Here is a 12,842-nt window from a genome sequence, read left to right on the forward strand (position 1 = left end):
TCGAACGGGTTTCTGGCTTTCGGACGTCGGGAAGAACCGCTCCGCCGCTACGACCGTGGGGGACAAGGGTCGGTGAGGAGGAGCCGAGGGTGTTGGAGCACACGCAGCGGGTCGCAGGCGTCGACGGGGAAGGCGAACGGCCATGGGGCCTGCCCGACCTCACCGGCGTGGACCTGCGGACCTTGCGCTTCATGGACGATCCCGAGCTGGCGGCCGCCGTCGAGCGGGTGCTCTGGCATCCGCAGGAGCTGGGGGCTTCCTGGTTCGTCGAGGGCGGCTCGGACGGCATCCACGGCTGACATCCGGTGGAGTGGCCGCGCCGACCGGCCGTTTTCGGTCAGATGCGCGCCGCCCGCCGCGGGCCCCTGGAGGCGGGAATGAGCACTGCGCCCCTGCCCGCGCCGGTTTTCGCCCGACTGGCCCGGATCAGCTCCGCCCCGGACGGGCTCTCGCTGCTGCGATCCGCCCTCCATGCCCGGCGGTTGCTGCTCCTCAAAGCGCTCCTGGTGCGCGTGCACAGGCACCGAGTGTCCGTCGAACCGGGCGCGCTCGGCCGCTTCGAGCGCTCCTGGGAACTCCTCGAACGGGTCGAGCGGCGCCATCCCGCCGTGGTCCGGGACGTCCTCGACTATCCGACGACCGGGGCCTGGCTGGCCGGCGCGCTTGCCGAGCCCGCCGGGCCGGCCTTCGACAGGCTGCTCGGCCACCTCGACAACCTCGCGGTCACCGCCGCCCTGCGCGGCGGCGGTCCGCTCGACCTGACCGTGGAGACCCCGGACGGCCTGCTCCCGCTGCCCGGCGTGGGCCGGCTGGGAGTGGCCGCGGACCGCGTCCGGATCAGCGCCGGCGAGCGGACCGTACGGTTCCACCCGGACGGTGCCCGCCATGCCGCGCCCGCAGTCCTGAAGCTGACCGGCCGCCGTCACGGCGTCCTCACGGGCCGCGGGCCCGGCTGGCGCGCGGTCAGCCCCCTCCCCGGCGGCGCCGCGGGCCTGGACGATGTCGACCCGTACCGGGTGCCGTCCGGCGTGGGCGGCGGTACGGCGGTCACCGCGGCCGACCCCGCCGACACCGACCACGCCGCCTGGTCCGCCACCATGCACGCCGCCCAGGACCTCCTCGCCAGAACGGACCCGGGCCGGGCGGCCGAGGTGGCCCGCGGCGTCCGCGCGGTCGTCCCCGTCGTTCCGCGCGGCCCCCGGCACCTGGGTGCCACGCTGAGCGCCGCCCCCGGAGCCGTACTCACCTCGCTGCCCGCGGAGGGGCAGGGAATGGCCGAGACCCTCGTGCACGAGCTGCACCACAGCAAGCTGGCGACCCTCCATGAACTCGTGCCGCTGTACGGCCCCGGGCGGGACGCCGTGCACCGGGTGGGCTGGCGCTCGGACCCGCGGCCCATCGCCGGTGTGCTGCACGGTGCCTACGCGCACCTGGCCCTGTCCGATCTGTGGCGGCGTGCGGTCACCGCCGACGGGGTGCCCAGGTCCTGGCGGTCCGCTGCCGGGCAACAGTTCGACGACATCCACGATCAGGTGGGCGAGGCCCTCCTTATCCTGCTTGAATCCGATGAACTGACCGCGAACGGGCGGGAGTTCGTTCGCCAAATGAGGCTGCATCACGCGAGCCTCGGCGCGACCCCCCTGGTCGCTGGGTAACACTGTGCCCACGGCACATGACACTGCGTTGCGCGGTTGCGGGACGGGAGACACGACAGATGGCGGAACAGCGATCGGGCGGTGCGGGGGACCACGGAGCCAGAAGCGCGCCGGAACATGTCCTCGTGGTCTTCCCCGGCTATCACCGTCCGTGGGCGACCTGGATCAATCAGCGGCTCGACGCGTACGGGGTGCGCGCGAGCCTCCAGCGCTGGGACCCGCCGCGCGAGGTGCCCCTGGAGGACTCCCTCGGCGACCTGCTGCTCGCCCGCGGCCAGGTGCTGCTCGTCCTGGACGACTGGTTCTTCCAGCTCGGCCCGCGCGCGGCCGGTGAGTGGAACGACGTCCTGCGCGGCTTCGTCGCCGCCCACTCCGAGCGGTTCGCCGCCGTCAACCTCACCAACCGGACCCTGCTCCCGGCCACCGCCGTCCTCGAACCCGTCAGCCTGTGGGGCGTCGGCGAGGAGGAGGCCGAAGTCCGGCTGCTCAGCCGGCTCGGCGTCGAAGCCCGCCGCCCCTCGGGCCGCCGGCTGCCCGCCGGATCACTCGTCCGCTTCCCGGACACCCCTCCCGAGATCTGGGGCGAGATCCCGCGCCGCAACCCGCGCTTCACCGGCCGCGACGACCTGCTCAGCGAGCTCCAGGAACGGCTCATGGACGCCGAGCGCGGCAATGCCGCGTGCACCCTGCTCGGCATGTCGGGCATCGGCAAGACCCAGATCGCCGCCGAGTACGCCCACCGATTCAGCTCCGACTACGACGTCGTGTGGTGGGTCAGCTCCGACGACCGCAACGTGCAGCGCGACCGCTTCGGCGAGCTCGCCGCCGAACTCGGACTCGCCACCGGCAACGAACCCGGCGAACGCATCCGCGCCGTCCGCGAGGCCCTGCGCCGGGGCGACCCGCACTCCCGCTGGCTCATCGTCTTCGACGGCTGGGACGACACCGACGGCGCCAACGTCATCCTGCCGCACGGCCCCGGCCACGTCCTCGTCACCTCACGCAACCGCGGCTGGGGCGACTACACCGACATCCTCGAAGTCCCCGGCTTCGACCGCGCCGAGTCCACCGGCTATCTGATGCGGCGCGCCCCGCACGTCACGGCGCCCGAGGCCGACGAGGTCGCCTCCGAGTTCGGCGACGTGCCCCTGCCGCTCGTCCAGGCCGCGGCCTGGCTCGGCGAGTCCCGCATGGAGGTCTCCGAGTACCTGCACATGGTCCGCGAAGGACGGATCTCCGCCGTCGAGCCCTCCGGCGACGGCTTCCCCCAGGCGTCCCTGACCTCCTGGTCGATACTGATCAACCGGCTCCGACGCGCCCAGCCGCAGGCCATCGACGTGCTCAGCCTGTGCGCCTCCTTCGCCCCCGGCCGCATCCCGCTCGGCCTCATCCGCGCCTACCCGCAGGCGGACCTCCCCGAGGACCTGCGGTGGATGGTCACCGACCTCGCCGCCTGGTCCCGGGCCCTGGACACCCTGGTCAACTACTCGGTACTCACCCGCGAGACCCGGGGCCCCGTCAACAACGCCGAGGTGGGCCCGCACCAGGAGTCCGTGCACATGCACCGGCTCGTCCACGACATCGTCGCCCGGCTCACCGAGGGCGACCACCGCGCCGCCCACCGCCAGGCCGTCCGCACCCTGCTCGCCGAGGCCGACCCCGGCAACCCCATGGACAGCCGGCACTGGCCCCGCTACGCCGAACTCCTGCCCCACCTGGAACCCTCCGGCGCGCTCCTCAGCCACAACCCGCGCACCCAGACAGCCGTGCTCAACTGTCTGCGCTACTGCTTCCGCAGCGGCGAGTTCAGGGCCGGCATCCAGCTCGCCGAGAAGATCCGGGACAACTGGTCCACCTTCATGGACCCGCTGGACCAGCCCATGCTGGACCTCACCACCCAGCAGAGCAACATCCTGCGCTCCTTCGGCCGCTTCCGCGAGGCCTACGACCTCGACCTCGCCCAGCGGGAACGCCTCGCCGCAGCCCAGCCGCCCAACGAGCTCGGCACCCTGCTCTCCAGCAGCGCCATCTCCAGCGACCTGCGCTTCCTCGGCCAGTACAAGGAGTCGGAACGGCTCCAGCGCCATGTCCTCGCCGACGCCGAACGCCTCCTCGGCGACAGCGAGTTCTCCACCCTCGTCGCCCGGCACAACCTCGGCGTCACCCTGCGGCAGCTCGGCCGCTTCCAGGAGGCGTACGAGTCCGACGCCGAGACCCTCGCCCTCAGCGAGCGGGTCCTCGGCAAACGCCACTCCCACACCCTCAACTCCAGCAACGCCCTCGCGCACGACCTGCGGCTGCTCGGCCAGTACCGCGAGGCGCTCGCCCGCCAGGAGGCCAACGTCCTGCGCCATGTGCAGGTGCTCGGCCCGCAGCACCTGCAGACCCTGTACGCCCGCACCCAGCTGGCCCTGTGCCGGCGCCGCGAGGGCGGCTTCCAGCAGGACCTCGGAGCCACCATGGCCAGCCTGCTCGACCAGCTGGAGCAGGTGCACGGCCGCACCCACTACGTGACGCTCTCCTCCCTCAACAACTACGCCAACTACCTCCGCGAACACGGCGACCTCGACCACGCCCGCGAACTCAGCCGCGAGGCCGAGGCCGGCTACCGCGCCCTCCTCGGCCCCGCACACCCGGTCGCCACCGGCGTCCTCGCCAACACCGCCCTCGTCCTCCAGGCCTCCGGCGAACGCGCGGACGCCCTCGCCATCCTGGAGGCCGCCCTCGCCGGACTGACCTCCTCGCTCGGCTCCGACCACCCCTGGGTGCTCGGCTGCGCGCTCAACGCCTGCGCCGCCCGCAACTTCAACGGCCGCGTCCACGACGCCGCCGAGCTCAGCCGGGACACCCTGCGCCGGGCCCGGCACACCCTCGGCAACGAGCACCCGCTCACCCTCTCCTGCCAGGTAGCCCTCGCCACCGACCTGCGCGGGCTCAGGGAGACCGAGGAGGCCGGGAAGCTGGAGGAGGACGCCCTGCTCACCCTCACCCGCACCCTCGGCGCCCAGCACCCGCACACCCTGTCGGCACGCCAGCGCAACCGGCCCTACTGGGACTTCGAGGCCAACCTGGGCTGAGCCCCGTACAGCAGGCGGAAACGCCGGAGGCCCGGCACCCCTTCCGGGGTGCCGGGCCTCCTCACGCGGTACGAGATCAGGCGTCGAAGACCTCGTTGACCAGCTGCTGCTGCTCCGCCTGGTGGCGCTTGGCCGAGCCGACCGCCGGGGAGGAGGAGTGCGGACGCGAGATCCGGCGCAGGCGCTCGCCCGCCGGGATGTCCGCGCCGACCGCCAGGTCCAGGTGGTCGATCAGGTTGAGCGCGATGAACGGCCAGGCACCCTGGTTCGCCGGCTCCTCCTGCGCCCAGATGTACTTCGCGGCGTTCGGGTACTTGGCGATCTCGGCCTGCAGCTCGGCACCCGGCAGCGGGTACAGGCGCTCCAGACGGATGATCGCGGTCTCCGTGTCACCGCGCTTCTGACGCTCGGCCTCCAGGTCGTAGTAGACCTTGCCCGCGCAGAAGACGACCTTGCGGACGTTCGCCGGGTCGACCGTCGTGTCACCGATCACCGGGCGGAAGCCGCCGGTGGTGAACTCCTCCACCTTGGACGCCGCGGCCTTCAGACGCAGCATCGACTTCGGGGTGAAGACGATGAGCGGCTTGTGGTGCGGGTTGTGCACCTGCCAGCGCAGGAGGTGGAAGTAGTTCGACGGCAGCGTCGGCATGGCGACCGTCATGTTGTCCTGGGCGCACATCTGGAGGAAGCGCTCCGGGCGCGCGGACGAGTGGTCCGGGCCCTGGCCCTCGTAGCCGTGCGGCAGGAGCAGCGTGACGCCGGAGGTCTGGCCCCACTTCTGCTCGGCCGAGGAGATGAACTCGTCGACGACGGTCTGCGCGCCGTTGACGAAGTCACCGAACTGGGCCTCCCAGATGACCAGGGAGTCCGGGCGCTCCAGCGAGTAGCCGTACTCGAAGCCCATCGCCGCGTACTCGCTGAGCAGCGAGTCGTAGACGTTGTAGTGGGCCTGGTCCTCGGTCAGGTAGAGCAGCGGGGTGTAGTCCTCGCCGGTCTCCTGGTCGACCAGGACCGCGTGGCGCTGGCCGAAGGTGCCGCGGCGGGAGTCCTGGCCCGACAGACGGACCGGGGTGCCCTCCATGAGGAGGGAGCCGATGGCGAGGGTCTCGCCGAAGCCCCAGTCGATGGTGCCGTCGTCGATCGAGGCGGCACGGCGCTGCATCTGCGGGAGCAGACGCGGGTGGACCGTGATCCGCTCCGGGACGTTGACCTGCGACTCGGCGATCCGCTTCACGACCTCCTGGGAGACCGCGGTGGTGACGGCGACCGGGAACTCGGCCTGAGCGTCCGGGACGGTCGTCGCGGCCGGGGCGGCGGTGGCCTCGCGGACCTCCGCGAACACCTTCTCCAGCTGGCCCTGGAAGTCCTGGAGCGCCTGCTCCGCCTCTTCGAGGGTGATGTCGCCGCGACCGATGAGCGACTCGGTGTACAGCTTGCGCACCGAACGCTTCTTGTCGATCAGGTTGTACATCTGCGGGTTGGTGAACTGCGGGTTGTCGCCCTCGTTGTGACCGCGGCGGCGGTAGCAGATGAGGTCGATCACGACGTCCTTGTTGAACGTCTGGCGGAACTCGAAGGCGAGCCGCGCGACGCGGACCACGGCCTCCGGGTCGTCGCCGTTCACGTGGAAGATCGGCGCCTCGATCATGCGGGCCACGTCGGTCGCGTACATCGAGGAACGCGAGGACTCCGGGGCGGCGGTGAAGCCGACCTGGTTGTTGATGACGATGTGGACCGTGCCGCCGGTGCGGTAGCCCCGCAGCTGCGACATGTTCAGCGTCTCGGCGACGACACCCTGGCCGGCGAAGGCCGCGTCGCCGTGGAGGGCGACGGGCAGGACGGTGAAGTCCGTGCCGCCCTTGTTGATGACGTCCTGCTTGGCGCGGACGATGCCTTCCAGGACCGGGTCGACCGCCTCCAGGTGCGAGGGGTTGGCGGCCAGGGAGACCCTGATCTGCTCGCCGTCCAGGCCGGTGAAGGTGCCCTCGGCGCCCAGGTGGTACTTCACGTCGCCGGAGCCGTGCATCGACTTCGGGTCGAGGTTGCCCTCGAACTCGCGGAAGATCTGCGCGTACGACTTGCCGACGATGTTCGCCAGGACGTTCAGGCGGCCGCGGTGGGCCATGCCGATGACGACCTCGTCGAGGCGCGACTCGGCGGCGGAGTCGATGACCGCGTCGAGCAGCGGGATGACGGACTCGCCGCCTTCCAGGGAGAAGCGCTTCTGGCCGACGTACTTCGTCTGCAGGAAGGTCTCGAAGGCCTCCGCCGCGTTCAGTCGGCGCAGGATCCGCAGCTGCTCCTCGCGCTCCACGCGGGAGTGCGGGCGCTCGACGCGGTCCTGGATCCACTTGCGCTGCTTCGGGTCCTGGATGTGCATGAACTCGACGCCGGTGGTGCGGCAGTACGAGTCGCGGAGCACGCCGAGGATGTCGCGGAGCTTCATCATCGACTTGCCGGCGAAGCCGCCGACCGCGAACTCGCGCTCCAGGTCCCACAGGGTGAGGCCGTGCTCGGTGATGTCCAGGTCGGGGTGCTTGCGCTGCTTGTACTCCAGCGGGTCGGTGTCGGCCATGACGTGGCCGCGGACCCGGTAGGAGTGGATCAGCTCGAAGACGCGCGCGGCCTTGGTGACGTCGTCGTCGTGCGAGGCGTCGATGTCCCGGAGCCAGCGGACCGGCTCGTAGGGGATGCGCAGGGACTTGAAGATCTCGTCGTAGAAGCCCTCCTCGCCGAGGAGGAAGTTCGCCACGATCCGCAGGAACTCGCCGGAGGCGGCGCCCTGGATGACGCGGTGGTCGTACGTCGAGGTCAGGGTCATGACCTTGGAGATGCCCAGCTTGTTCAGGGTGTCCTGGGAGGTGCCCTGGAACTCGGCCGGGTAGTCCATCGAGCCGACGCCCATGATGACGGACTGTCCGGGCATCAGACGCGGCACGGAGTGGACGGTGCCGAGGCCGCCGGGGTTGGTCAGGGAGACCGTGACGCCGGAGAAGTCCTCCATCGTCAGCTTGCCCACGCGGGCGCGCTTGACGATGTCCTCGTAGGCCTGCCAGAACTCGAAGAAGTTGAGCGTCTCGGCCTTCTTGATGCCCGCGACGACGAGCTGGCGGTCGCCGTTGGGCTTGACCAGGTCGATCGCGAGGCCGAAGTTCACGTGCTCCGGCTTGACCAGGGTCGGCTTGCCGTCCTTCTCCGCGAAGGAGTAGTTCATCGACGGCATGGCCTTGATCGCCTGCACCATCGCGTAGCCGATGAGGTGCGTGAAGGAGATCTTCCCGCCCCGGGCGCGCTTCAGGTGGTTGTTGATCACGATCCGGTTGTCGAAGAGCAGCTTCACCGGGACGGCGCGGACGGACGTGGCCGTCGGGACGTCGAGGGAGGCGTTCATGTTCTTCGCGACCGCGGCGGCGGGGCCGCGCAGCGTGATCAGCTCCGGGCCGGCGGGGGCCTCGGTGGCCGGGGCGGCCTTGACGGCCGCCGGAGCGGCGGCGGGCTTCGCGGCGACCGGCGCGGGGGCCGCGGCCGGCTTCACGGGAGCCGGGGCCGCGACCGGGGCGGGCGCGGGGGCCGGAACGGCCGCCGGAGCCGAAGGCGTGGCCTGTGCGGGGCTCGCCTGCGGCGCGACGGGCGCGCTCTGCGTGGTGGTGGTGGCCTGGGCGGCCGGGGTCTCCGACGCTCCGGGCTTGTAGTCGGCGAAGAAGTCCCACCAGGCACGATCGACTGAATTCGGGTCCTGGAGGTACTGCTGGTAGATCTCGTCGACGAGCCACTCATTGGCACCGAAGGCGGCTGCGGGGCTCACGCCCTGCCCGTCTTGGTCGGCCGGGGAGCTCGGGGTACTGGGGGACTGAGACGACACGGCGGCAACCGCCCTCTTCCGCTTCGCAAGGTGATGGACAGCGGAAATAAAGGCTACGCCTGTCCGGCCGAGAGGTGCAGGCCAGGCACTCCAACGTTGCGCAAGTCACACTTGACAGCGTGTTTCGATGCCATGAATGGCGGGAAACAAGCGTGGTTCCGCATGTGTGAGGGTACGGGGAATCGCGAGCACGGCCCGCTTCGGCCGCACCCCTGATCACGTCCCGCTCACGGAGACGCACGTCCTGCTCACGTACACGCACGTCCCGCTCACGGAGGCGCATGTCCCGCTCACGTACACGCAGAACGTGCGCTTCCGGTTCGAACCCTACGTCAATCCCTCGGGGGAAGGCTGCCCGGAAGAGTGACTCTGATGCGGCATCCACGTGACGATTCGGCCACTCCGATCCCGCCGCCGTGCAGATCCACCGCCCAGCGGGCGATCGCGAGCCCGAGGCCCGTGCCGCCGTCGCTGCCCGGCCCCTGCCGGTCCGGAGTCGAGCCCCGGTTGAACCGCTCGAAGACCTTGTGCCGCTCCGACTCCGGGATGCCGGGACCCTCGTCCTCGACCTCCAGCTCCAGCGAGTCCGGATACGGGCCGCGCCGGGCCCGGACCGTGACCCGGCCGTGCGGCGGGGAGTGCTTCACCGCGTTGTCGATCAGGTTCGCCATCACCTGGTGCAGCCGCTCCGCGTCCGCGTGCGCGACCAGCTCCGGCGGCGACACGTCCAGGTGCAGATGCACGTCCGTACGCCGGTGCAGGCCCGAGGTGGACGAGAGGCCGCGCTGGGACGCGGCCAGGTTCGCCTCCCGCAGCACCCCCGACAGATACGGCCAGACCTCGAAACGGCTCGCCCGGAGCGTGACGACACCGTTGTCAAGACGTGACAGGTCGAGCAGGGTCTCCACCAGCCGGCCGAGCCGCTCCGTCTGCTTCAGCGCCGACCGCATCGTCTCCGGATCGGCCTCGGACACCCCGTCCACGACGTTCTCCAGGACGGCCCGCAGCGCCGCGATCGGCGTGCGCAGCTCGTGCGAGACATTGGCCACCAGCTCCTTGCGGTGCCGGTCGACGGCCTCCAGGTCGTCCGCCATGCGGTTGATCGTCGACGCGAGGTCGCCCAGCTCGTCCCGCCGGTCCGCGCCCCGCACCCGCCGGCTGAAGTCCCCACGCGAGATCGACCCGGCCACCGTGTTCATCTCGTCGAGCGGCGCCGTCAGCGACTGCGCCACGAACTGGGTGATCAGCAGGGTCGCGATCATCGCGAAGATCGTGATGTAGCGGAACTCCGTGGACGTGCGGATCGCGACCAGGGCCAGGCAGGAGGTCAGCAGGACCGCCCCGACGACCAGGGCGCCCAGCTTGGTCTTGATCGAGATCACGATCCGACGGGGCCCGCGCGGTCCCCGTCCCACGTGCGGCCTCCCGGGCCCCGGCCGGTTCACGGCGCCGGGGTCTCCAGCGCGTAACCGACGCCGTGGACCGTACGGATCCGCTCGGCCCCGATCTTCCGTCGCAGCGCCTTGATGTGGCTGTCCACGGTCCGGGTGCCCGAGGCGTCCGCCCAGTCCCACACCTCCGCGAGCAGCTGCTCACGGGAGAGGACCGCCCGCGGAGTGCTCGCCAGGCAGACGAGCAGGTCGAACTCGGTCGGGGTCAGGTGCACGTCCTCCGCGCGGACCCGGACCCGGCGCTGCGCGTGGTCGATCTCCAGCTCGCCCAGGCGCAGGATCCCGCTGCGCGGGGTGACCGCCGCGAGCGCGGCCCGCTCCACCCGGCGCAGCAGCACGTGCACCCGGGCGGCCAGCTCGCGCATCGAGAACGGCTTGGTCATGTAGTCGTCCGCGCCGACGCCGAGGCCGACCAGCATGTCGGTCTCGTCGTCGCGGGCGGTCAGCATGAGGACCGGGACGGGACGCTGGGCCTGGACCCTGCGGCACACCTCCAGGCCGTCGAAACCGGGCAGCATCACGTCCAGGACCATCAGGTCGGGCTGCCAGGCCTCGGCCGCGTCCACGGCCGCGGGACCGTCGGTCGCCGTCTGGACGAGGAAGCCCTCGGCGCGCAGCCGTGCGGAGATCGCCTCCACGATCGTGGCGTCGTCCTCGACCACCAGGACGCGCCGCTGGGCCCCCGGAGTGGCCGCCGCACCGTGGTGAGTGGTGTGTGTCTGCTCCATTGCCCCGCCTCGCGTCGCCGATGTCGGTGCAGCAGCCTAGAGGTACCGACGGCGTCCCGGCTATCCAGGAGTTATCCGGGACGGACGGCGAGGTGGACCACGTCGGGGACGCCCCGGGCAACGGGGATCTCTTCCGTCCGTACCCCGCTGAATCCGGCATTCCGCAACGACTCTTCGAAATCGGCGGAGGGCTGGGCGGACCACACGGCGAGGATCCCGCCGGGGTTCAGCCGGGCCGCGCAGGCCGCCAATCCTTCGGCCGAGTAAAGGGATTCGTTGTCCTCGGTGACCGTCCAGTCGGGGCCGTTGTCGATGTCGAGACAGAGGGCGTCGTAGGTGTCGGTGGTGGTGCCGAGGTACGCGACGAGGTCCGTGTGCAGGATCACGGTCCGCGGATCGGCGAGCGCGGCCCCGGAGATCGCGGAAAGGGGCCCCTTCCGGTGCCATTCGATGATCGCCTCCTCACGCTCCGCGACCGCGATGCGGGCCCAGCGGGGGTCGGCGGCGGCGTGGGCGAGGGAGAAGCCGACGCCGAGACCGCCGACGAGGACGGAGGCGCCGGCACGGGTCCGCTCGGGGAGGGCGGCCATCGCCGCTTCGATCAGGAGCCGCTCGGAACGCCCGTCGGAGGTGTCCATCAGGAAGGTGCCGTTGGCGATGATCTCGTGGTGCTCGCCACGGCGGCGGAGGACGACTTCTCCGTACGGCCCTTCACGGCGGTCGAGGATGACGGGGCCGGTCATGATCACTCCGTGGCTCGTGTGCGTACGGTTTGTCCCGGCCATCCTCGCGGTGCGGCGACGGCCGGGACAAACACATAACGAGCCTTACGGGCGCGGGGCTTCGTGCTCCACGTACCGCTCGATCGCGTTCAGCTCGCGGCGCGCTCCGACCTTGGTGCCGTAGGTGCGGTCCCAGGTGACCGGGGCGACCGTGACGTGGCCCTTGTCGAGCAGCCAGGTGGAGTCGGCGTCCTTCCGGCCCTCGGCGCACTCGCCCTCACCGGTGCCGTCCACGGGGCAGAGGCCGAGCGCGATGTCGAAGGAGTCGCCGCTGCCTCGCTGCTCGTAGGCGTGGTAGACGACGGCGCCGTCCCCGACGCGCGTCCAGACCGGGGTCCCGGCCCGCTGACCGGTGCTGACGTCGGGGTAGTCGACCTTGAGCGCGAAGTCGCCGGTCAGCAGGCCGCGTTCCTCGAGGCCCGCGACGAAACGGGCGCCGAACTCGGCGTTGGCACGGTAGTTGACGCGGGGGAAGTTCAGGTTGCTCTCGTCGCCGGAGGAGGAGAAGGCGATCGCGGGCACGCCCTGGTCGATCGCGGCGACGGCGGCGCCCACGGTGCCGGAGTCGTTCACGCTCGCGGAGACGTTGGGGCCGGAGTTGATGCCGGTGAGGACGAGGTCGGGTGCCTCGGCCCAGCCGGCCTTGGCCTTGAGGCCGGCGCGCAGGGCGAGCTTGACGGTGTCGGCGGGGGTGGCGGACGGGGAGTCCTTGGTGCAGGGGCCGTCGGCGAGGCAGACGCCGTAGACGGCTCCGCGGGACGGGGCCTGGGCGCAGTCGTTCTCGTAGCCGGCGGGCAGGGCGGTGCGGCGCTGGGCGGTGAGGACGCCGCCGTTGGTGACGGCGGTGCCCTTGCCGGACTGGACCTGCCAGGGCGCCATGACGACGACGTCGGCCCCGGCGGCACACATCGCGCGGCGGAGCTCGTACAGGCCGAGACCGTCGGAGTTGCTCGCCTTCGCCGCCCGCATGGAGTCGTCGTTGGAGATCAGGATCCGCATCCCCGCGAGCGGGAGGGCCTTCTCGGCGGTGCCGGGAGTGGTGGCGTAGGCGGTGGCGCCTGCGGCGGCGAGTACGGCGGCTGCCGCGGACAGCGCGAGGTGCGAGCGCATGCGTACGGTCCCTTCATGAGCATGACATGCGGGCGGAAGAAGAGGATCCGGGGCCCGGCCCCCCACGGGCGGGCCCCGGATCGTGCGCGGGGTCGTCAGATGCCCCGCGGTCTGTGGGTGGATGTCGGATCCGACATCCGTGGTGGGGATGCTGGATCCGACATCCGGTTTGGTGGC

The 12,842-nt window shown here is 71.2% G+C and carries 8 protein-coding genes; 3 read left to right on the forward strand and 5 right to left on the reverse strand.

Annotated features, from left to right (window positions below; genetic code table 11):
• Window positions 1–89: 89 nt before the first annotated feature.
• The 3 genes from ACF07V_RS22220 to fxsT all read left to right on the forward strand — a co-directional run bounded on the left by ACF07V_RS22220 (window position 90) and on the right by fxsT (window position 4,732).
• Entirely contained in the window at window positions 90–299 is a 210-nt protein-coding gene (locus ACF07V_RS22220; RefSeq protein ID WP_392156510.1) for a hypothetical protein, read from the forward strand.
• 78 nt (window positions 300–377) lie between these two features.
• Complete coding sequence (locus ACF07V_RS22225) at window positions 378–1,655, forward strand: aKG-HExxH-type peptide beta-hydroxylase (RefSeq protein WP_392156511.1); 1,278 nt, start codon at window positions 378–380, stop codon at window positions 1,653–1,655.
• A gap of 59 nt (window positions 1,656–1,714) precedes the next feature.
• Window positions 1,715–4,732 (forward strand): FxSxx-COOH system tetratricopeptide repeat protein, encoded by a 3,018-nt coding sequence (gene fxsT, locus ACF07V_RS22230; protein ID WP_392156513.1) that lies wholly within the window; start codon window positions 1,715–1,717, stop codon window positions 4,730–4,732.
• 76 nt (window positions 4,733–4,808) lie between these two features.
• Here the strand turns inward: fxsT and ACF07V_RS22235 are convergent, their stop codons facing one another.
• From ACF07V_RS22235 to surE, 5 genes are all read right to left on the reverse strand, one after another.
• Window positions 4,809–8,594: a multifunctional oxoglutarate decarboxylase/oxoglutarate dehydrogenase thiamine pyrophosphate-binding subunit/dihydrolipoyllysine-residue succinyltransferase subunit gene (locus ACF07V_RS22235; protein WP_392156515.1), complete on the reverse strand. Its 3,786-nt coding sequence runs from the start codon at window positions 8,592–8,594 to the stop codon at window positions 4,809–4,811.
• Window positions 8,595–8,926: 332 nt separating this feature from the next.
• Entirely contained in the window at window positions 8,927–10,009 is a 1,083-nt protein-coding gene (locus ACF07V_RS22240) for an ATP-binding protein (RefSeq protein WP_392156516.1), read from the reverse strand.
• 26 nt (window positions 10,010–10,035) lie between these two features.
• Window positions 10,036–10,773 carry a response regulator transcription factor gene (locus ACF07V_RS22245; RefSeq protein ID WP_030688813.1) on the reverse strand — a complete coding sequence of 246 codons (738 nt, stop codon included), beginning with the start codon at window positions 10,771–10,773 and terminating at the stop codon, window positions 10,036–10,038.
• A 71-nt stretch (window positions 10,774–10,844) separates the two neighbouring features.
• Complete coding sequence (locus ACF07V_RS22250; RefSeq protein WP_392156517.1) at window positions 10,845–11,516, reverse strand: spermidine synthase; 672 nt, start codon at window positions 11,514–11,516, stop codon at window positions 10,845–10,847.
• A gap of 84 nt (window positions 11,517–11,600) precedes the next feature.
• Window positions 11,601–12,665, reverse strand: coding sequence for a 5'/3'-nucleotidase SurE (surE, locus tag ACF07V_RS22255; RefSeq protein WP_392156519.1), 1,065 nt, complete (start codon window positions 12,663–12,665; stop codon window positions 11,601–11,603).
• Between the last annotated feature and the right edge of the window lie 177 nt (window positions 12,666–12,842).

It is taken from the genome of Streptomyces sp. NPDC015661 (assembly GCF_043077765.1).
Classification (GTDB): domain Bacteria; phylum Actinomycetota; class Actinomycetes; order Streptomycetales; family Streptomycetaceae; genus Streptomyces.

What these genes read in the sequence shown, in the direction of transcription:
- ACF07V_RS22250 (WP_392156517.1), bottom strand. Translation starts at nt 11,516, where the DNA reads ATGACCGGCCCCGTCATCCTCGACCGCCGTGAAGGGCCGTACGGAGAA.
- fxsT (WP_392156513.1), top strand. Translation starts at nt 1,715, where the DNA reads ATGGCGGAACAGCGATCGGGCGGTGCGGGGGACCACGGAGCCAGAAGC.
- ACF07V_RS22225 (WP_392156511.1), top strand. Translation starts at nt 378, where the DNA reads ATGAGCACTGCGCCCCTGCCCGCGCCGGTTTTCGCCCGACTGGCCCGG.
- surE (WP_392156519.1), bottom strand. Translation starts at nt 12,665, where the DNA reads ATGCGCTCGCACCTCGCGCTGTCCGCGGCAGCCGCCGTACTCGCCGCC.
- ACF07V_RS22245 (WP_030688813.1), bottom strand. Translation starts at nt 10,773, where the DNA reads ATGGAGCAGACACACACCACTCACCACGGTGCGGCGGCCACTCCGGGG.